Source organism: Arthrobacter sp. 05N33_2 (assembly GCF_056397425.1).
The window spans coordinates 1-19,440 of sequence record NZ_JBFTNJ010000037.1 but is presented as its reverse complement, the minus strand read 5'-3'; the positions used below and the strand labels follow the sequence as shown (position 1 = coordinate 19,440).

Annotated in this window: 12 protein-coding genes and 1 pseudogene; 3 read left to right on the top strand and 10 right to left on the bottom strand. The window is 64.2% G+C overall.

Features of this window, described 5'->3' with window-relative positions:
• Nucleotides 1–2: 2 nt before the first annotated feature.
• From AC1DHX_RS14170 to AC1DHX_RS14150, 5 genes are all read right to left on the bottom strand, one after another.
• Nucleotides 3–3,152 carry a UvrD-helicase domain-containing protein gene (locus tag AC1DHX_RS14170; protein WP_476900145.1) on the bottom strand — a complete coding sequence of 1,050 codons (3,150 nt, stop codon included), beginning with the start codon at nt 3,150–3,152 and terminating at the stop codon, nt 3–5.
• Nucleotides 3,149–5,827 (bottom strand): PD-(D/E)XK nuclease family protein, encoded by a 2,679-nt coding sequence (locus tag AC1DHX_RS14165; RefSeq protein WP_476859764.1) that lies wholly within the window; start codon nt 5,825–5,827, stop codon nt 3,149–3,151. The genes AC1DHX_RS14170 and AC1DHX_RS14165 overlap by 4 nt, the downstream gene beginning before the upstream one ends.
• A 128-nt stretch (nt 5,828–5,955) precedes the next feature.
• Nucleotides 5,956–6,219: a hypothetical protein gene (locus tag AC1DHX_RS14160; RefSeq protein WP_476859765.1), complete on the bottom strand. Its 264-nt coding sequence runs from the start codon at nt 6,217–6,219 to the stop codon at nt 5,956–5,958.
• Nucleotides 6,216–7,820, bottom strand: coding sequence for a hypothetical protein (locus AC1DHX_RS14155; RefSeq protein ID WP_476900144.1), 1,605 nt, complete (start codon nt 7,818–7,820; stop codon nt 6,216–6,218). Before AC1DHX_RS14155 ends, AC1DHX_RS14160 begins: the two co-directional genes overlap by 4 nt.
• Nucleotides 7,821–7,866: 46 nt before the next feature.
• Nucleotides 7,867–8,631, bottom strand: a complete 765-nt coding sequence (locus AC1DHX_RS14150; RefSeq protein ID WP_476859767.1) for a hypothetical protein — start codon at nt 8,629–8,631, stop codon at nt 7,867–7,869.
• A gap of 958 nt (nt 8,632–9,589) precedes the next feature.
• Here AC1DHX_RS14150 and AC1DHX_RS14145 point away from each other — a divergent pair.
• On the top strand, nt 9,590–10,957 hold the full coding sequence (locus tag AC1DHX_RS14145; RefSeq protein ID WP_476859768.1) for a hypothetical protein: 1,368 nt from the start codon (nt 9,590–9,592) through the stop codon (nt 10,955–10,957).
• Between the two features lie 25 nt (nt 10,958–10,982).
• On the opposite strand, the gene AC1DHX_RS14140 is transcribed toward AC1DHX_RS14145, so the two are convergent.
• The 4 genes from AC1DHX_RS14140 to AC1DHX_RS14125 form a co-directional block, all read right to left on the bottom strand.
• On the bottom strand, nt 10,983–12,674 hold the full coding sequence (locus AC1DHX_RS14140; RefSeq protein WP_476859769.1) for a nuclease-related domain-containing DEAD/DEAH box helicase: 1,692 nt from the start codon (nt 12,672–12,674) through the stop codon (nt 10,983–10,985).
• Nucleotides 12,671–13,261, bottom strand: a complete 591-nt coding sequence (locus AC1DHX_RS14135; RefSeq protein WP_476859770.1) for a hypothetical protein — start codon at nt 13,259–13,261, stop codon at nt 12,671–12,673. The genes AC1DHX_RS14140 and AC1DHX_RS14135 overlap by 4 nt, the downstream gene beginning before the upstream one ends.
• 336 nt (nt 13,262–13,597) lie before the next feature.
• A complete protein-coding gene (locus AC1DHX_RS14130) occupies nt 13,598–15,091 on the bottom strand; it encodes an ADP-ribosylglycohydrolase family protein (protein ID WP_476900143.1) in 1,494 nt (497 codons plus the stop codon).
• Complete coding sequence (locus AC1DHX_RS14125) at nt 15,088–16,047, bottom strand: ARPP-1 family domain-containing protein (protein ID WP_476859772.1); 960 nt, start codon at nt 16,045–16,047, stop codon at nt 15,088–15,090. Before AC1DHX_RS14125 ends, AC1DHX_RS14130 begins: the two co-directional genes overlap by 4 nt.
• A gap of 94 nt (nt 16,048–16,141) precedes the next feature.
• Between AC1DHX_RS14125 and AC1DHX_RS14120 the strand changes: the two genes are divergently transcribed.
• Nucleotides 16,142–16,813 (top strand): NUDIX hydrolase, encoded by a 672-nt coding sequence (locus AC1DHX_RS14120; RefSeq protein WP_476859773.1) that lies wholly within the window; start codon nt 16,142–16,144, stop codon nt 16,811–16,813.
• 27 nt (nt 16,814–16,840) lie between these two features.
• On the opposite strand, the gene AC1DHX_RS14115 is transcribed toward AC1DHX_RS14120, so the two are convergent.
• Entirely contained in the window at nt 16,841–18,421 is a 1,581-nt protein-coding gene (locus AC1DHX_RS14115) for an SIR2 family NAD-dependent protein deacylase (RefSeq protein ID WP_476900142.1), read from the bottom strand.
• Between the two features lie 288 nt (nt 18,422–18,709).
• Between AC1DHX_RS14115 and AC1DHX_RS14110 the strand changes: the two are divergent.
• A pseudogene (locus AC1DHX_RS14110) lies at nt 18,710–19,440 on the top strand (hypothetical protein); the annotation flags it as partial.

Here is a 19,440-nt window from a genome sequence, read left to right as displayed (position 1 = left end):
GCTCAGCGGATCCGGAACATCTTCCCCAGCGCCGGCATGTGGATCAGCGTTTCGACGACGGACCGCCCGGTGATGGACTCGATCGCTTCGGCGTAGCCGCGCATCTGGCCGATGTATTTGTCCTTGATGTGACCGACAGGGTCCGTGCCCGGATAGGACTTGTGGTCCACCAGCACGTAACCGGCAGGCGTCTCCAGCAGGAGGTCGATCCAGCCCTCCATGAGCTGGTTGTCGGCGTTCCGCCAGGCAACCGACTGCTCAGTGGTGACCGTCGCGCCGGGGTAGTGCTGGGCAAAGAAGGCGAGCATCCGCTCGCCCGCTTCCACTACGACACCCGGCTCGACGGCGGCTGCCGCACCCCAGCGGTCCAGCAGCCGTTGCGCCGCCCTGAGCCGGACGGAGTCATCCATCTCACCGAGAGGCAAGGCAAAGTAGCCGTGGATGGCGGAGCCCACATGGTCCCAGTTGGCCGCGCCGCGGGGGATCAGCTGAGGACCCAAAACGGCTGCCTCGCTGACGTCGGCTGCGAAGCCGAAGCTCTCCAAGGAACTGGCGGTTAGTCGGGCAGGTTTGTGCGAAACCGGCGCGTCGGTGGTCAGGCAGTCCTCGTACTCGACCTTGACGCCGTCGCCGCTATCGGCGGGTCCACCCGCGGGCTCGTAGCTGAACGTCTCCACGGAGAGCGCGCGTTCGCCGTTGCGCCCTTGCACAGTCAAGGTACCTTCGTTACCGGCTCCCTCAGTCCACTCCACAATCGGGCCGGTCCCCAGCGAGTTCAACGAAGCCGGCGCGGGCTTAGCGGCCGCCAGGCAGGACACGCTGACGGAGCGCGTGAGGCCCACGTAGAGCACCCGCGCCGAGTCGGCCTGGCGCCGTGCCAGGACCCGCTGCGCGACCGCCGAGGTGTCCGCCACCCCGGACAGGGGCTTGAATCCCTTGGCGCCGAACGGCCAAGCCCAGAAGCGGATCCAGCGTCCGGTGAGGGGATCGCGGACGTCGATCTCATCGACGCCTTCGACCGCCACGCCCCACGGCTTCGCCACGACGTCGGTGTCGAGGCTGGTCAGCACGACGGCGGGCCATTCCAGGCCCTTGGCCTTGTGGTAGGTCAGGACGTTCACGACGTCGTCACCGAAGTTCTCGCTGCCGGTGCTGTCGGCGTCTGCGAGGAACTTGAGCGACCCACTCAGCGTCACTGGCTTACTGAGCGCGGCACACGATTCGTAATACTGCTCCAGGAGCGAGCGCAGCGCGTCCAGATTCTTGAGCCGGGTTCCCGGGTTGCTCCACGTTTTGATGAGCCGGACCAGCCCCAGGCGGGATGTGACCTCTTCCATGATCTCGGTCGGCGTGTACAGCTTGGCCAAGTCGCGGAGCTCAACCAGGCCGGACACCAGCGGGTCGCTGGCCCAGCGCTGGAGCTCTACTGTCGGCTCCTCGCCGTCGAACAGGGCCTGGACCCACCGGCCGAACTGGGGATGGTCAGGATGCAGGTGCGCCAGCTCAGCCAGGGCCACGGTGTCGTCGTCGGACGCGACGAAGGCCATCCCGGCGCGGACCAGCTGGATTTCCCGTGCGGCGAACAACGAGGAGGTGTTGGTGGTTGCCTTGACTCCGAGCGCCGCCAGTTCCGCGGCAATGGCCGCCACGGCGTCGTTTGAGCGGGCGAGGACCGCGATGTCGGACCCCTCGAAGCCTCGTCGCTGGATGAGATCCACGACGCCGGCGGCGACCGCCCGCCGCTGCTCCGGCACGGTTTTCGCGGCCAGTGTCCATGCCTCCCTGGCGCCGCCCACGGCGTTCTTGGGATGGGACTCATCACGGCGGGCCTTGGGGACCGTCAGACGAACTTCTTCCTCGGCGAGCTCCGGGAACATGGCGAGGCTGATCGCGTTGGAGAGGTCAATGACGGCTTCCTTGGACCGCCAGGAATCATGAAGCTGGGTCTTGCTCTCAACCCGGGCGGCCACGGCCTTCATCAGCTCCGGGTCGGTGCCGCGGAATTCGTAGATGGCCTGCTTGGAGTCGCCCACCCAGACCACCTTGTCCACCAGCTCAGCGAACTTGGTGAATAGCTGGAGTTGCAGCGGGCTCGTGTCCTGGAACTCATCAACCACCATGAACTTGATGCGTCCGGAGATGGAGTCGCGGAACCCTTGGTTGTGTTCTAGCAGGTCCAGCACCAGCGTTTCCTGGTCGACAAAGTCGATGAGCCCGTACTGCCGCTTGAAGTCCGCGAACCGGTCCAGGCAGGCAGCGGCGCAGGCAAACACCAATTCGGTGAACTCCCGCAGCTCGGTCTGGAAAGCCGGGTTGGAGGTCAGGTCGACGTCGACCGCAGAAATATAGCTCTCCAGCTGGCGCTTGGCGTTTGCGTTGGAGACGCCGGCCGCCTCGATCCAGAAACGCCAAGGAGCATCCTCCGGCGAGGCATGGGTCAGGACCGGCTCCAGCAGGGCGATCGAGGCCAAGAGATTCTTCGGTGGGGTCTTGCMGGATTCGGCGATCTCCGCAGCCAGCCCGCGAAGGCTCATCAGCCCCTGGAGGAGCTGGTTGGACCAGGTTGCGCGGTCGTCGAGGCCGGCCGGACCCAAAACCTGCTGCAGTCCCTGCCATGACGTCGCGGCGGAGTGCGTCAGCGCCGACGGGGCAATCCTGTTGCTGCGGGCGGCATCCGTGATGTCCCGGACTACCTTGCGCCAGTCGGTGTCGGTGCCCCGGATGTCGGCTTCGCCGTCGTGTCCCAGCCGGCGGGCGAGAGGCTGGATCCGCGGCGTGAACTCTGCGAACACGGCGTCCGTGGCGAGCTGGAAAATCCGGAGCTGTTCGTCTTCGGCGATGACCTGCAGGGCCGGCGACAGCCCGGCGTCGACCGAGTAATCCCGGAGGAGCCGGCCGCAGACGCTGTTGACGGTACCCACCATGCTGACGGACATCTGCCGGGCCGCGTCGGGGCGTTCCCGGCCGAAGAGTTCGGCTTGGACCCGGTCGATCAGTTCGGCGGCGGCCTTCTTGGTAAAGGTGGTGGCCAGGATCTGGCTGGGCTGCGTACCGTTGTTGATGGCCTGGGCAATTTCGCCCATCAGGCTGTAGGTCTTGCCGGTGCCGGCGCTGGCCGTGATCATGCTGACGTTGTTCAGTGCATGGTTCATGACAGGTCCCCCTTGAGGCCGCAGAGTGCGGAGAAGTCGCAGAAGTTGCAGGGTGGCTTCTGGTAAAGCCGGCCGTCTGCCGTTGCCGTGTCCCGCTGCTCATCGGACGAGCCCAGTTCCTGACGTCCGGCTGCCAGGACGCGGCCGCCGACCACTTCCGAGATGGAGAATTCGGCGGCACGGACCGATCGCCGCCAGGTGCTCCGGCTGGACGCGGGGCTGGCCAAGGCCGGGCCGAAGAGGGTGCTGGTCGATGCGAACTCGCCCTGCTTGAGCATGTAGTAGGACATCGCAGCGTCTTCGGCGACGGTGGACATGGGGTCCGGCCCGTCGTCCAGGGCCCAGTGGTAGAGGGCAAGCTGCAAGGCGTCGCCCTGGGTGATTTCTTCGCGGCGGTACTTCGAACGGTTGGTCCACTTGAGGTCGATCACGACGGGTTCGGCTTGCTGGTCCGCGGCCAGGACATCGATGTAGCCGGAGACTCTGACTTCGATCTGCGTCCCGTTGACGTTGAACAGGGCCGGTTTGCTGAACTCGCGCTCCGTGGCGCAGATGTAGACCCCTTGCGTCTGCAGGGTCTTGAAAAGCTTGATGACCGAGTTCTCGATGATGGGCCGCAGGCCAGCGAGTTTGCTGCCGCGGCCGGGCAGGAGCAGCTCCGAGGCGTAGTGCGGCACGAGTTGGTCCAGTTTGGCCTGGACTTCCGCCGGCTCGGGCACGGCGCGGTTCGCGGCGTAGAGCTCGCCGAAGAGTTCTTCGACGACCCTGTGGACCAAGGTGCCGATCATGGTGTTCCCGGTGGGGACGGACTGCGCGTCGCCGACCTTTAGCCGGCCCTTCTTCTCCAGAACCCACTTCATCGAGCAGCCAATCAACGTGCTGAGCTGCGAGTAGGAGAGCTGGTCCGGCACAAACTCCGGACGGGGACCTAGATCATGGGATGCCGGCACCGGCCTGGTCTGGCCGGGCTGCACCGGTGTCAACGAGGCGGTTCGGCCCGCGAGGCGCCAGACACCGTCGCGCACCAGCTCGGCGGGGGTGGTGCTGAAGGCCGAAATGGCGTGTTCCACCGCCTTCTTGTTCTCCTCCGGGGTTCCGGGCAGAGGCGAAGGGAGGGTGCTGAAGGCCAGCGAGGACAGCACCGGGTGGGCCTTCGTTGGTTCCCCGCTGATCTCCGCGGCGCGCACCAGCAGCAGCCGCCGGCAGTGCCGCGCGGCGTTCACTGCCACCGAGAGTTCCAGCTCCGCCTGGGCAGCAGGATCCGGCAGGACGACGCCGGTGCCGAGCAGGGCCTGGCGTTCGGCGTCGTCCCAGTGGTGGGACCGGACCTGGCCGTCATCCTGGCACCCCCACCAGACGAGCGTGTCGACGTCGTCGCACAGTTCACCGAGGCTGTGCAGCGTAACCCATGGCGCCGCCTCGCCGCCGGCCAGGGGACTGGCACTGGCGGGAATGACGGATTCCAGGATTCGTGCGATCGTCTTGCGGGTTACCGGTTCCGGACCGTCGATCAGGGCCGTAAATTCATTGAGCTGACTGAGCACGGATTCGAGTTGCGGGTAGAGCTGCACGCGGCGGCTGAGCTGGGTGCGCAGCCACTGTCCGCGTTCGACGACGGCGCTGCCAGTGACAGTTCCGTCGTCGGTCAGCAGCCCGGTTCCAAAAAGCTGCTCCAGCTCTGCCGCTACGACGGGGCCGAGGGTCTCGTCGTCGCTGATCTTCTGGAGGGCGCTCAGCCATTCATCGCCGCCGGTGCCGGGCTGGGCGGCGAGGGCGCGGAGGAGATGCCGGGCGGCTCTGCGTCGGACGGGGCTGACGGGGAGGTTGAGGAACTCGCCCAGCAGTTGGACGTCCACCGGTCCCCAGATGACGGTGAAGAAGAGTGGAATGATATGGTCCATGGCACGCCACCGGGAACGGCTGCTGACACCGATTCGTGGCAGTCCGCGGCGCTGCAGCTCCTGGTCCAGCAGCGCGGTGCTCGTGGAGGCGACGACGGCGGAGCGATCCGTGCCGTGGTTGCCTGCGGTGGTCCTGGCGGACGCGAGCCAACGGGCCGTGTGCTCCGCTGCTTCCCATTCGGTCCTGGCGATAAGAGCGGTCACTTCGCCCACGGGCTCCGTCGGTACGGACGGCTCCAGGACCGTCACGCCGCGGCGCTCCAGGGCGCCGATGAGGCGGTTCCAGATTGCGGGGAACGAGTCGCGGGGGTGCTGGAGTTCAAGCTGCGAGATTCCGAGCGGCCAGCGGGCTGTGGCTTCGCTCTCGAGCTCATGGATGAGTTCAAGCGGGTAGTCGGCGAACGCCCGGTCGAGGGGGAGCTTGCTCTGCTCCAGTGAAGCGAGGGCCTTCAGCTTGGGGGTGGACCCGTCAGGGGCAAGGCCCGACCATCCGTTGACGACAAGTTCGTCGCGCAGGTTCAACAAGTCGATGGCCGTGGACCACGGATCGACGGAGAACGATCCGTGGAACCAAGCTTCCGCGCGGTCCTGCTCCGCGAGCCGGGCCATGAACTGCCTGATCCGTGTGGAGTGCCGGGCATCGGGTCCGGTGAGTCCGAGCCGGGTCTGCAGGAGCTGGGCCAACCCCAACGGACCAAGCCTGACCGTGCCGAGCGCGGAGTCACGGTAGGTCCATGGAGCGCGGTCCAGATACAGGCCAAACAAAACGTTCACATCATCCCCCGGGACGTGTTGGAGCGACAGTTCCTAGATCATATGGGCGGGCCCGGACAATGGCCGTTGCGACGCGTTGGTGAGGGGTGTGCAGGCACACCCTTCCCATTCCCTTGAATTCTGGAAGGTTAGGTTCCGAGCTCGCCGTGATCGACGACATGCCCGGCAAAGCCGCCCTCGCAAACAGGAAGATGGACCTGGCAAAGGTGGGCCAACATCAGCACATAGTGGCGGACGCAGAACACTTCGGCTTCTTTCCCGTCAGCCAGGTCCGACGTCACAAAACGCGTGGGGACATCCACGCAAACCGACTTGTCCCACATACACCTGCCGTTCCCAAAGCCGGCACCGATCCCGGCGCCGACTTTGGTGTCATCTTGCGTCCGCGTCATGCGCTGCCTTTCTCGATTAGCTGCCCGAGGGTTCTCAGGCCCTCCTGGATCTCATCCTTGGTCAGCTGCTCGTCAAGATCCAGCCAGCGGGCCCACTGCCGCTCAAAGGCGTACTCCCGGTCAAGCTCTTCGACCCGGGTGGCACGTTCTCGCGCAGTGATCACCGCAGAGGCCCCATCGTGGTCCGTGCTCACTTGCAGCATCGAGCCCACGGCGGGAAACGTGATGCACGTCCGAGTGTCTTCTAGCCAGAGGATGAACCAGGAAGCCTCGTTGACGAGGGTGTCTCCAGAAAACAGATCGCTTTCCAGGGCGGCGTAGTCCAGGCAGTTCACCGCCACGAAGGACTCCAGTCTCTGCCCTTCCATGGCGGTCTGCAGTGACGGATTCCGCGTATAGYCCCCGTGGCCTGCCCCCTTCCAGTTCGCCACCCCCGTCCACGGCTGGAAGACATTCGCCTTGTACGTGACCGTCACCTCCGGGCCTTCGGACCGATGAAAGTGGTGATCCTCGACCACCAGCGGACTGTAGGACCGAACCACCAATGGCAACTCGTCGAGCAGGTGAACTGCGATCGGCGCGTTGTGGTTGCCGAGTGACTTCTTCAGCCACGCGGCGAACTCGTTTGCCGTGGTGAACTGCGATGTGTCCGCCTCGTGGTCCTCGTAGTTCACGATGTTGTGCTCCAGGCGGTAAAGCCGGGCTTCAGGCCCGTTCCCCACCCACGGCTGCACTTCGGAGCGGTGCCCGTCGGGTACCGAGTGCCTCAGGATCCACCCAGCCCACTCGGAGGCGTGGGCACCCATACCCTTGTCCGTGCCCGTCTCTGGGTCAACGAAGTGCTGCACGACCCCGTCAACGGCGCACAGCACCTCCAAGGGGGCCAGATCGTCGGTAAGGGGGAAGATCACCTCGTACACGTGCTTCGGGGTGCGGGCGTGGGCAAAGACCGGTCGTTCGGCGTCGAGGTCCTCAGGATCGACGAGGACGAGGTCTGTGGGCAGCAGTTGTGCACCCGCCGGCGCCCCCAGCTTCCCGCGGGCATGCGCCTGCTTCCATTCGCGGAGCTGCATTTGGCGAAGGGCCGTCAGCCTCTCGACGGGGTAGGGGTCCGCCGGAACGGAGCGTGCCACCGTCAAACCGGGGAATGCCAGGGCGGACTTGTAATCCTGACGGAAGAACTCGCCCCGGATCTCCTCGAAGCCCTCCTGGGTGCCGTCGTATTCGGCTACCGTGACTTCGCCCAAGTTGGTGATGAACGAGAGCCTCCGGCGCGCCCCCACGCGCTCTTCGACAATAATCGAGGTCCTCACGTAGGCGGCCAGGACAGCCAGCGTCGGGCACCGCTCCTCGTTGATCTCGACATGGAGGCAACTGCGGGACGCTACGAACTGGGCAAACTTTTCRGGGGTCCAGCCGCGGTCATAGAACGCGTCAGTACCGATGGACACCCCGACCATTTCATCGACGCCCCCGGTGGTTTCACCGGAAAACGTGATGGGCCGGAACTCGGGTGCAGTGATCCGGGTCGGCCAAGGCTTAACGGGTAGCCGAAGGATTGATTCGCCGGGGGTATTCATGGACTCAATGACGGGTTGCACGCGAGACCACTCCTGGCTTGCAATCCAGACGTCGTAGCGAGGCATGTCAGCCGCGGCCCGAAACCAGTTCTGCGCCAAAACGAGGGTCAGCGGTGATAGCTAGGAAATCCTCTTCTTTCAGTCCGCAGCCAGCCTCGTAGCGCGCCCACGCCGAAATTCCCTCACCAGTGACCCCGGCAGTCTTCAAGCCGGCACGCGTCAGCGCGTTGTCGTCCTCCTTGGTGAGCACAACGAAACTCAACTGCCGGTGTTCAGCTTGGAGCAGCTCGAAGAACTTCTCTTCGGTGCAGTCGGCCTCGGCGACCTTGGCCAGCAGGTCATTGACCAGGATGTTGATGGGGGTGACATGCTCCAGAACCAGCTGTCCCGTTATGGCTACTGCCGAATCAGCCTTGTTCCCGAAGTAAAGGTCGCGAGCGTTCGGAGACCACGGGAAATCCAGAGGCTTATTGTGGCTGAAAATCCGATCCTTGCCCTTCGGCATCCGAGGTTCCTGCCAGATTTTCTGGATCGCTTCACGCAAAGCCCGATTGACCACAGCCAGGCGGCGTGAGGCCAGCGGCTGCAGGGCCTTATAGATCGAGTAGATCGCCTCGGCGTCGGCGCGGTCCCGCGTCTCTCCTAACGAATCAAGCTGGTCAGTGGAGCGAGTTGCCGGCGACAGGTCCGTAGAGTCCTTCATGAATCCCCAATACTTGTAAAGAAACCTGGCCCAGTAGATCAATGGCCAGTGGCGGTTAATAGCAAAGAATAAACTGGGCTCATGAATATTAGCTAATGCCACCACGAAGCCACCGGCGGAAAGCGCCAAGTTTTGGAACTATGGCCCCTAGGCATGACCCTGTGGGGGTAATCCAAAGGCGTACCGCCCGAGCGCCCAAACCGCATGCCTAATTGGGCGTCGGCGGCATTGCCCCGTGGCCTAGGTTTCCGGGRATCTCGCGCAGTGTTCAGGGGCGAGACCTACGCTTCGTATTAGGCTCCTACTGCGGCGACTGGAAGCTAAGCGAGGCTCCCGCCGGAACTGTGGTCTTTTTAGACTTTGGAGGCGATGACCATATTGGTGCAGCGGTGATCCATGGTTTCCGCATCATGGCGGACTTCTGTTTCCGGACAAAAGTGGCGAACCACGTGGCCCTGGATTGCGGCGGCGTCGCAGAACACCCCAAATGCTGCTCCTTTGGAGCAAGCCGTTGGACATCGTGAGACCCGAGGTCGCATCGGACATAGCTGCCTCGGCACCGACTAGGACCTCGTTGACGCGGGTGCCGACCTGATGAGCTCGCGGCAATTATGTCGAGGCCGGACCACTCCTATTAGCTCCAACATCAACATGGCTCGTCAGGAAAGCCGCTGGGGGCCTCGCATTCGCAGCTTTTGAGACGCGCCCGCAACCAAGAGGAGGCGTATCGACGAAACAATTGATGCGCATTTCGAAGCTAGAGCTGAGCGCATGTTGACGATTAGATGACTGCTCGGGAAAGCGCCGCTAGCTAAGGGCTGGCATCCACAGTGGTTCGCATTATCAAGTACTGTAATCCAGTCATGCGGTGCTGCGGCCCGGCATCTGAGAAATTGGGGGAATTTTGTCAACTTGGAAATTTGTTCGCGTTACTTACATCATTCCGCTTCCGGATGGCATGTGCGGGGGCCAAGAAGAAGCGGGGTGTCCAACTGGCGAACGGCCGGTGGAGTGGCCACGGCCCCGTCGTGTCTTTTTGCCGGACTCGGTGGACAGCCGACATCCCGGAACGCCCACGGGACGCGTGATGGGGGCCTCAATCGAGCAGGCGGTTGGGCTGGGACGTCGTGCTAAGCCGGGAGACGCGTCGGATCATCGCTTTCCCCACAGGAAGAAACGAAGACAGAATTCTGAGCTATATGCGGACGTAGACCAGGACCTCCCGGCGTGGGAGGCCGAATGGGTCTGTTTCGGGCACCCGACGGATGATGACGCCCGCACGGATTTCCTACTCGTTCACACAGAAAAACTTCAGGCTGCGGATGCTGAAAATTTCCTTGTAAGGCACCGCTTTTCCTCCGAAAGTTTCCTGAATCAGGTTCTGAGCGGACTGGACAGCAATCTAATCCTGTACAAAGATGGGGCGCTTGGTGGGGGCACGAAAGTGCCCGCAGACAGCCTCAGGTTTCCCGTGATGACTGTTACGTGGGCAGTACCCAAGGATTCTTCCGATCCGCCAAGCCCACTGCTGATGCGACAGCATCAGCAGTGGAGTTCCCGGCAGAAGTGGGGGTTTCTGCTCGCCACGCACCAACCTGACTATCGGAAGATCCCTGCAGACAGCAAAGAGCGTGCCGAGCGCGGCCTATTGAAACGTAGGGCGGCCTGGGACGTCCGCGTGGAACAAGCAGGAATTTCCATAATGTCCAACACCTCACCTAAGGAGATCGGCTGGGACCAGCTGTACTTCCTCAAGGCGAAGGTCAACCCCTTTGTGGAATTGGCGTTGCTCGCTTATGTCCAGCACGTCGAACTCGAGCGGTTCTCCCGCGTTTTAGCGAGGACGTCTTACTCGGAGGGGGACGAAAACCTCGAGACTCAACTGGAAGCTCTGAACGCTTTCGGGCGGAAGTTCCATTGGTTCCGTAACTCCGTGTGGTTCGACTCTGTGCCGAACGAAGGGTTTTGGACTGCGTACCTTCAACTGATCCAGGAACGGCTCGGCACCGAATCGAAGCTTGCCCAGCTGTGGAAAGACTACGAAGACTGGGCCGCCTATCTGAGGAACCGGGCCGCTGAGGCGACTGAGAAACGTTCAAAGCAAGCGGCGGAAAAGAAAGACTTGAATGAGCAGCTGATCAAGAAGTATTCCGCAGTTGCGGCGGTAGCCGGTCTCGCCTTCGGACTCCTAACATTGCTCGTGGAGCCGGGGCACAGCGACGCGATTCTCTGGGGATGTGTCTGCGGAGCACTGTCGCTGGCGGGGTTCATCTCCATATACATGTGGGACAAGTTCACATCCAAGAAGGGCGCGGCCACAAGGCTCAAGCGGGCAGCTACTTCACCGGCGGAGCAAGTTCAGCCGCCAGCGGGGCGCGAGCCGCAGGACTGGGCCCCGACCAACGTGCAGGCTGCCGAGAAGGAGAGCATGGCGCCGGCGACCCCCGGYCGTTAAGTGGTCGCCGCGCCGGGGCTCGGGCTCATGCTCGCCGTTCGGAGCGCGAAGCGGGCTGCCAAACCTCGGCGCGGGCGAGTGCCAACTGCAGGTCCCGCCCGCCTGCGCTCTCCAGTAGTCCAGAATCGCCGACCACCACCAGCAGGCTGCGGGCCCGGGACAGACCCACATAGAGCTGCTCCGCTGCCCGGCCCAGGTCCTTGAACCCGTTGACGCACAGCACCACGGCCGAGCGCTCCAGGCCCTTGAACCCCAAGACGTGGCCGTAAAAGACGTCGTTGTTCGCGTGGAAATCGAGCCAGTATTCGGCGATGGACCCGGCGTCGAAGCGCTCCTGATGCACCGGATGCCGTGACTTGGTGGTCAGGAGTGCGATCTGGTTGTTGCTCCAGCCTTCATCCATGAGCGCTTCGACGCATTCATCGGCGGCGTCGTGGGCCTGCTCCGTGGGGCATTCGACTCGCCGCACGGGGAGCCCAGTGCCGCCCCGGGGCGTGAAGTGCTCGCCTGCAAAGGAACGGAATGTCTCGGCGATCCTCCGGGTGTTGCGGAGGTTTTCATCGATATGGATCGGCACCAGATCCGCCGTCGGATGCTTGCCGTCGGCGCCAGTCCCGCCCCACCTTTGGTAGACGTCCTGCCGGTCATCCATGAACGCATACACCTCGCCGGCGTCCGGATTTTTGGTGCAGCCCAGCAGCGACTCCCACCACAGCGGGGCAAAATCTTGCGCTTCATCGACGACGACGGCGTCCAGCCGCTCGTGCTGTTCCATGCGGCCCGCCAGCTCCTTGAGGAGGCGCGGCATCTCCTCCTCGAAGTAGTCCGTCCCAACCCCGTCCGGGACACCAAGGGCCCGGACGTACTCGTGAAACTCCCCGGTGAAGACCGGCTTGGCCTGCCGCCAGCCGGAGACCTGCTGCTGCAGATACTGGCTCAGCCCCTTGTTGTAGCAGAAGAGGCCGACCCGTTTCCCCTCCTTGCAGAGAAGCCGCGCTTTCTCTAGGGCGAGCCAGGTTTTGCCACTGCCTGCACCGCCGGTGAAGCGGACGCGGGGAAGGGATCGGGTCGCTCGCAACAGCACGGATTGCCGGACGGTGAGGTGATCCTGGGCGTCTTCGGCTTGGTGCGGGTCGGGGACCTGCGCGTATCCCGCATCGAGATCGCCGCCCAGCTTCCGGACGACGCGTTCCAGGAAAGCCGGGGTCAGAGTGGTGGCCCCGCTGCCTTCGCGCTCGATGGCGTGGCGCACCTTGTCTTTCAGCGATTCAGTGTCCGCCCGGTCCAGTATCAGCGAGCGTGGACACCCTGCCATGGCCCACCCCTGCGGCACGTCCGTATAAGGGAGGCTGACCAGATACGCGAAGCGGCTGCTGAGCCGGGATCCAAGCTGGTCCTCCAGCCAGTTCTTGAACGCATGCATCGACGCCTGCGATTGGACTACCGGGCTCTGGATTTTGTGCCCGCCCGCCTTGTCGGACTGATACCACTGCCCGCTCTCGACGCCGACCTTTCCGCCCTTGACCTCGAGGGCAGCCATCCCGACGCCGGGCCAGAGCACGAGGATGTCGATCTCGTGCTCTGCGCGTCCGTCCCTGATTTGGACGGAGTGCGCGAGGACGACGTCGTCAGGGAGGCTCTTCTTCAGGGCCTCCCAAACTGCTTCCTCGGCCACATGGCCCTCGCCAAATTCGGGTTCTTCCGGAATGCATCTCATCGTGGGCTCCGAGCTGCGTTCCGAATGCGCTCAATGTCTTTGGGATACTGAGTCTCCAGCACCGCGGATCCGCCGCGCGCTCCGGGGTGTTTGATGAAGCATACGAGCCTCGTGCTTCCACCGATTTGCAGCGGAACCACGTTGTGATTTGCATCAGGCAAACCGTCGAGGCTGTACCTGCCGAAGTTGGGCTTATCAGCAAGGGCTTCCTGATGCGCGGCGCGAAACGCGTTCGCGGCCTTGCCTCCAACGACCACGACGAGGCTGGCGGTGGAGGCCGCTAGGATTCGGTCCATGTGCCGTGTCGAGCAATGCAGGGCAGCCTCTGGGACGCCCTGCTCGTTGTTGGACTTGCAGTGGACAACTTCGGTCATCACGGCTGCGTCGTACCAGACGGTGTCCGGCCCCAGTAATGACTTCGTCTGTTTCTCAACCCAGCCCCAGTAGGGCTCAGGGGAACCGTAGACCGGGCGGCCGTGTTGGGCTGCGGCGTCGACCTTGCGATGCCGCCGTTCCACCACCCAGCCGTGCTCAGGGTTGAACCGATTTATCATGAAGTCAGCAATCTCGGAATCTGCCCAGTCCACGGTCGGGTACTTCTCAGCGTGCCGTTTGGACCCCCATTTTGCGAGTGGGTTGCCGACGCTTATGGCGGGGTTGGAAGACAGATAGACAATTCGCGCGGATTCGAGGTTCCCGGTCCACGCCTCAGGTACTTGAAAAGGTCCCGGGTGCATGGCCTGAGAATGGACAATTTTGTGACAAGGATGAGTGCTGCCATCCGGAAGTACAGAGTCCACCTCCGACAAATCCGGACACCGGGCGACACTGAGAGCGAGTTCTTCAAGATAAACGGGCACTGTTCTTCCCCCTGCATTTGCCGCGTACAGCCGTTGGACTTCTAGACCTGCAATTTGCACATCTTATGGTGTTGTTTGGACATTCCTCAGCAACCCCACGAACAACCCATTCGGGTTCGCCCCAGGCAGCACCCGCTGCAAATCCTCCAGCGCCTCCAGCGGAGTGATCCCCGCAACCTGTGCCCCATACAGCGACCCGACTGTCGGTGTCCGGGACTCGGCCCGGACGCAGTGCAGCAGCACCGTCTTGCCCTCCGCACGGTAGCGTTCGACGGCGGCCGCCGCGTCTCCCAGCACAAACGCGGCATACGCATTGTCTTCCTCAACGGGGGAGTCGATGATCCAGAACGTGGCGTGGTCTTCCGGCGCGACGGACGGCACATCTGCAGTCCCCAGCCGGCACAGCGACACAACGGCGTCGACCCCCAGCTCARCCACCAGTCCGAGCGAACCGACGCCGCCCAGCCAGACGCCGTCGTCGTGCGGGTGCTGGACCAGCGCATCGGTGCGGCTCCACATGCTGTAGTCCTGATGCTCGGCGCGGGGCCAGGTTGCGGGCCGGCGGCCCTCGCCGCGGCCGAGTTCCATGCCAAGCATCATCAGGTCACGGGCCCGCAGCCCGGGCCAGCCGTGCAGACGCCGCCGCCACTCGAACGGCACCGCCGTGTAGCCGTAGGCCGCGCCCAACAAACCGCCCGCGATAGCGGCGACGGTGTCTGTGTCCCGGCCGCCGCGGACGGCCTCTTCCAGTGCTGCCCGCAGGTGGGCCGGGCCGGAGTCCGACAAGCCGGCAAAGTGGATGGCACTCCAAGCGCCCTGGAAGGCCTCGACCACCCAGCCGTTGCGGGTGAAGTCCCGCGGCCGGGACCGCTCCGCAACCTCGATCCGTCCCAGCCACACCGCGGCCCGGTCCGGGGACAGCAGAGACAGTCCGGCCCGAACGTCGAGTACTCCCGTCAGGACCGCCTCTCGGATGGCAACGCACCAGAGGCCGCAGGCTTCCTGCGCGTCGGGATCGGCGTGGGTCAGGGCGCTGAGCACCCCGGCAGCAGCCATCAAGGAGGCCGGGTCACGGTCGAGGTATGCCAATGCCAGCGGTGCGGTGCGCATCAGCGAGCCGTTGCCGGCGCTGCGGCCGGTGCGGGCGTGGAAGTCCGCGGCCGCGGCGCTGAAATCGGCGGCCCGGACCTTGCTCCGGCCGGCCGCGGAAGCGAGGCGTCGGGCGGCCGAGATGACGGAGCTGGTCTGGGCGCCCACATCCTTGGCCTCGGCGGCCCACGCTGACCAGGCCCGAACGATCATGGTGAGCGCCGCGGGGGAGGAGGACCCGGCGTCGGACGCTGGCTCCAGCAGGGCCTGGGCGATCGGGATGGCCATGGACGTGTCGTCGGTCCACTCGGCCGGCGCGAACCCGAACGGGCCGCCGCCCTTCATGGTGACTTCGGCGCCGTCCGGCAGCGGCGCGCCGAACTCGTAGCCGGCGCCGAGGGCATCGCCCGCGGCCAGGGCAACGAGGACGCCGGCCGCGCGGTCATTCTGCAAAGGGGTCAGCTTCATGCCATCTCCATCAGGGGGTGCTTGGTGTTCCAGCCGGTCAGGTGAGCCAGCTGGGGGCGGCGCGTGGGGAGCTCGACGGCGATGCCGGCGGCGGAAACGGTTCCCGCGGCGCGGGAGACATTGCGGCTCCGGAGGGCTCCGTGGTTCCTGACCTCGACGGCCGCGGCGCCGTCGTCGAACGTTCCGAAGTCCATCGCCTGGACGTGGGCTGCGAAGTCGCGGGCACGCTGGCCCGGCGTGGGGCCGGACGCCAATGCCTGGGGTGGGAGGAGTTCCAGGTCCAGCAGCGCGGAATCGATCAACTGGCGGTAGTGGCGGCGGAAGAGCGTGTTCGTGCCGAAGACCTCCAGGAGCAGCGGCTGCTGGCCCAGTCCGATCACGACGCCGCGCTGGCCTTCCAGCGCAGCCGGTGCGGCGGAGGCGTCGAAGCGGTTGTGCACGTCCCCCTTGAACCGGTCCATGTGGTCGAGCAGTGAACTGGTCACCGAGGCTCCCCGTGCGGCGTCGAAACGGCTGACGCGCTCCCAGATGCGGCCTTGCCGGTTGGTCCCTCGCAGGCTGTTCGAGCCGGTGGCCAGCTCGGACCAGACGTTGAGCGGGGCCCGCCGCGCCTGCCGGCGGTGGCTGGCTTCTCCGGCTTCCCAGCGGCCGGCTTCGACGCAGAGAGTGTCGATATCGCGGGTTTCTCCGGGGCCCAGGAGGACGTCCCGGGCGCAGGTCCGGTGCTGCTGTCCGCCTTCGAGCAGCTCGCCTTCCAGCAGCAAAGCGGGGTGCGGGCCGTTGTTGGTGACGGTGAGCCGGGCGACCTGCGCGCCGCTGGCGAGCTCGGTCACGGCGACGTCGGCGTGGGTCCCGGTGCTGATGCCCAGGTCGCCGGAGCCGGAGGTCCAGACGGGAAAGATGCTGAGGGGGCCGAGCCTGCTGCCGGCCCCGACGTGGAGCTGTGGAACCTTCATTGTGGACCTCCAGATGATTTAATGCATTCCTGCGCTAATTGACTTCATTATGCACCGCTTGCATCTTTAGCGCAATGCTGCGTTAAATATTCTTGTGAAGGATTTTAAGAACAGTCCCGGTCCGTCCCTGCTCGACTGCCCCCGCCCCTCCGTGGCGGTGGATACGGCGGTACTGACGGTGGCGGACGGAGCTGTGTGCGTGCTGCTGGTGCGGCGTGAAGAGGATCATCAGCACGGAAAATGGGCGCTGCCTGGCACGTTCCTGCGTGAACGCGAGACCCTCGCTGACGCGGTGCTGCGCTGTATGCGAGAGAAGGCGGGCATCTCCGGGCGGGTGCCGCGCCAGCTGCAGGTCTTCGACGACCCGGCGCGCGACGACCGCGGCTGGGTGCTGTCGGTGGCGCACGTGGATGTAGTGCCGCTGGCGGCCCTGGAGTCCGCGTTAGCGTCCGACGGCGTCCGGCTGGCCTCCGTGACGGGGGAACCGGAGCTCATCGCGGGGCTGCCGTATGGCCACGCGGACATCGTGGCGAATGCTGTGGAGTGGCTGCGGGCCGCCTACCGTGAAGCGCCGGACCCGGGGGAGCTGCTGGATGAGCCGTTCACGCTGAAGGACCTGCGGGAGCTGCACGAGGCTGTAGTGGGCGGGACGCTGATGCGTGACACGTTCCGCCGCTTCATGGAGCCAAAGCTGACGGGGACTGGGCTGATGTCGGACGGGACACGGGGGAGGCCTTCGCGGTTGTGGAGGCGGGGCAAATCGTAGCCCAGATCCTGTTTCCCGGGTCCAGATCTAAGACAGGTCCCTCAAGCCCAGCTCTCGGAGAGCCTTGTCGAGCACGCCCCACACTTCGGCCGTCTCAGCTGATCGCTTTTGGCCCGCCAGCGCAAGGAGGCGCCGTCGCAGGTCGAGTTCGTCGTCGGCGAGTCCTTGGTTGTAGGCGGGAGCCAGCAAATAGGAGTGGTTGTCGGTCGCGTAGGCGGCCATCATGTCCAGGAAGATTTCGAGCTCCCGCCCGGCAGTCGCGAGGGCTATGCACACGTCAGCCGGGGCGGCGTCCGGCACGGGGGCGCTGGACATGGGAAGGATGTCCAGTTTTCCGGTCCACACGAGCTGCTGCAGCGGTTCGTGAAAGAGCGACAGCACCGTGCCCATCTGGTGGTCCTTCGAGGCATCATTCGGGAGAGCTCGGCGGACGTCGTGGACGATTTCATGGAAATGGTCGTCGGCGAGCCCGAACCCAACGAACAGCAAGTGATGGGTCAGCAGGTGCGCCTTGACCAACGCGGACAGCGCATCCCGATTGCTGTTGTAGCCGAGGTAATCGTCACGTGTTAGCACGATGGTCTCCGGCTGGCTCACGGACCCGTGGAGCTTCAGCAGCCAATCATTGCCTACGGCGGGGATGTTCTCCGGCATGACCGTCCGCGGTCTTTGTGCATCTCTGCAGGCCGTTTCGAAGAGCCGGTCGTAGTTCAGAGTGATCGCTCCGGCGGAGGGCATGGTGGCGAGGAGCGCCGGTGCCAGCCCATACCGGGGCAAGTCGACTGCCTCCGCCACAGCCTTGCCGAAGGYCGCCCGTGACCCATACTGGTCGGCATAAAGTTGCTCGAGCACCCCGGCCTGGTCAAGAAGACCCAGCCCTTGAAACGCCTCCGCCTCTGCTTCTTCGAGGTGTACACCGTTCCGCAATGTGTCTAGGAGCTGGCCCCAGCTGGGGGCGCCGGCGCTGACGCTGACGCCTGCACCGAGGAACGGTACCAAGTGTCCGGCCCGTGCAATCTGGCCAAGGGATCTGGCTTTCTGCTGCAGGTGGCCGCCTAGGGTTGGCCAGAATAAGTCATCGGCTGCCTCGCGCCTAAGCTTCTGGGCCAGCGAGAACGCTGCTCTGTCTCTGAGTACCAGCACAAGATCGACGCCGTAGCGGCTGGCCAGTTCGGTGGAGACATCCAGGATTGCACGCAGGGCCGCGCCCAGGTGGTTTCCGGCGCCGCCTCCTGCGGTCCCGAAGAAGGGCAGGGCCAGGAGTCGGTAAGGGCGGTGATCCGGCGGCGCGGATATCGCTGTGAGCCCAGTGCGCACGAACGCTTCAAGGCGTTCGGCTACGACAGTGGGACTCCAACTACCGTCGGCGGGAACTGCCGTCATGATTGGCAGGGGTGACGCGGGGTCCCAGGAACGGATCGGTTCGGCCAGCGCGGTCCCGTCACGGAACTCGGCCGAGGCTGACGTCGCCGCCATGCTACGCAGCTTCGGATGGGCCTGCAGCCAATGGTGCTCAATCGTGACCGTGGAGTCCGTTGGAAGCAGCCAAGCGTCGCACCGGAGGTTCAAAATATCGGCCATGGCTACGTACACGTGCGGGTGGGTCATGGGACCTGTCTATCAGCTTGCGCAACTACAGCCGTTGAGCGACTCCGCTTGATTGCCGAGTTGATGCTTCGGCGAGCGCGACCTTGACGTGTCAAACCGTGGGAGATAGCCGCAGCGACGGCTCAAGCCCAGAGATTGCCTATGGCAGCACAGAGACCAGTGATGAAGCTGGTCGTTATTTGGAGTGAAGCGCCGTCGTCCCATGCCTGCGCGGCGAGATGCCAAATTGTCGAGGGCACCGGCTAATCTTGCGCGCAATAGGTTTCTTTATTTGGGGGGTATACGAGAGTGGTAGAAGTAGCTGTCGAGGACGTCGCAAAGGCGGCAGTTGCGAGCTATGAGGACTGGAACGAGGCCTTGGCGCGTGCGTTCTTCAGCCAGGACAAGGCCGGCGAGCTCGTCTATTTGGACAAGGACGATGACGCATTTGTGCGTGCTTGCCATGATGTTGGAATAGGCGTCGACGACGCCGATGAGTCTCTGGCCCAAGCGGTTCGAGAGAAGCTTTGCTGGAAGGACGCAGGGCGGGCGTTCTTTGCGGAGTTCGACCTGATGACGAAGTCGTGGGTGGCGAAGAGGCGCAATGCGCTTGGGGACTCGTCCAAGATACCGCCGCCTCCTCACATCGCGCTCTTGGTCTTGTTCTCGTCGGCGGCCGAACGGATGGGCGGTGCCAACATTGACACTGGCGCCGCGGAATCGAGCTACTATTCGAGCCTTGAAGGGCTCCTGGGAATACCTCGCGAGGAATCCGGCAGGTTCCGCCTCTCGTTCACCAAGTCAAGTGAGGCATTTTGGGAATCACTAACCCTGTGGCTTGAGGACCAAGACGGTCAGCGAGGGTTACCCAGCGCCTACGCACTTATGCACCGTTACGTCGGCCTGCCGATTTCTCAAGCACTAGTTCGTGAGCGTGAGCGTCGCAATCTAAAGAAGATGTTTGAGGAACAGGGATTCAACCCGGGAACGGTCGTGTCGCACATCGACATGCACGGCGCCATCGACGTCTGGATTGCATC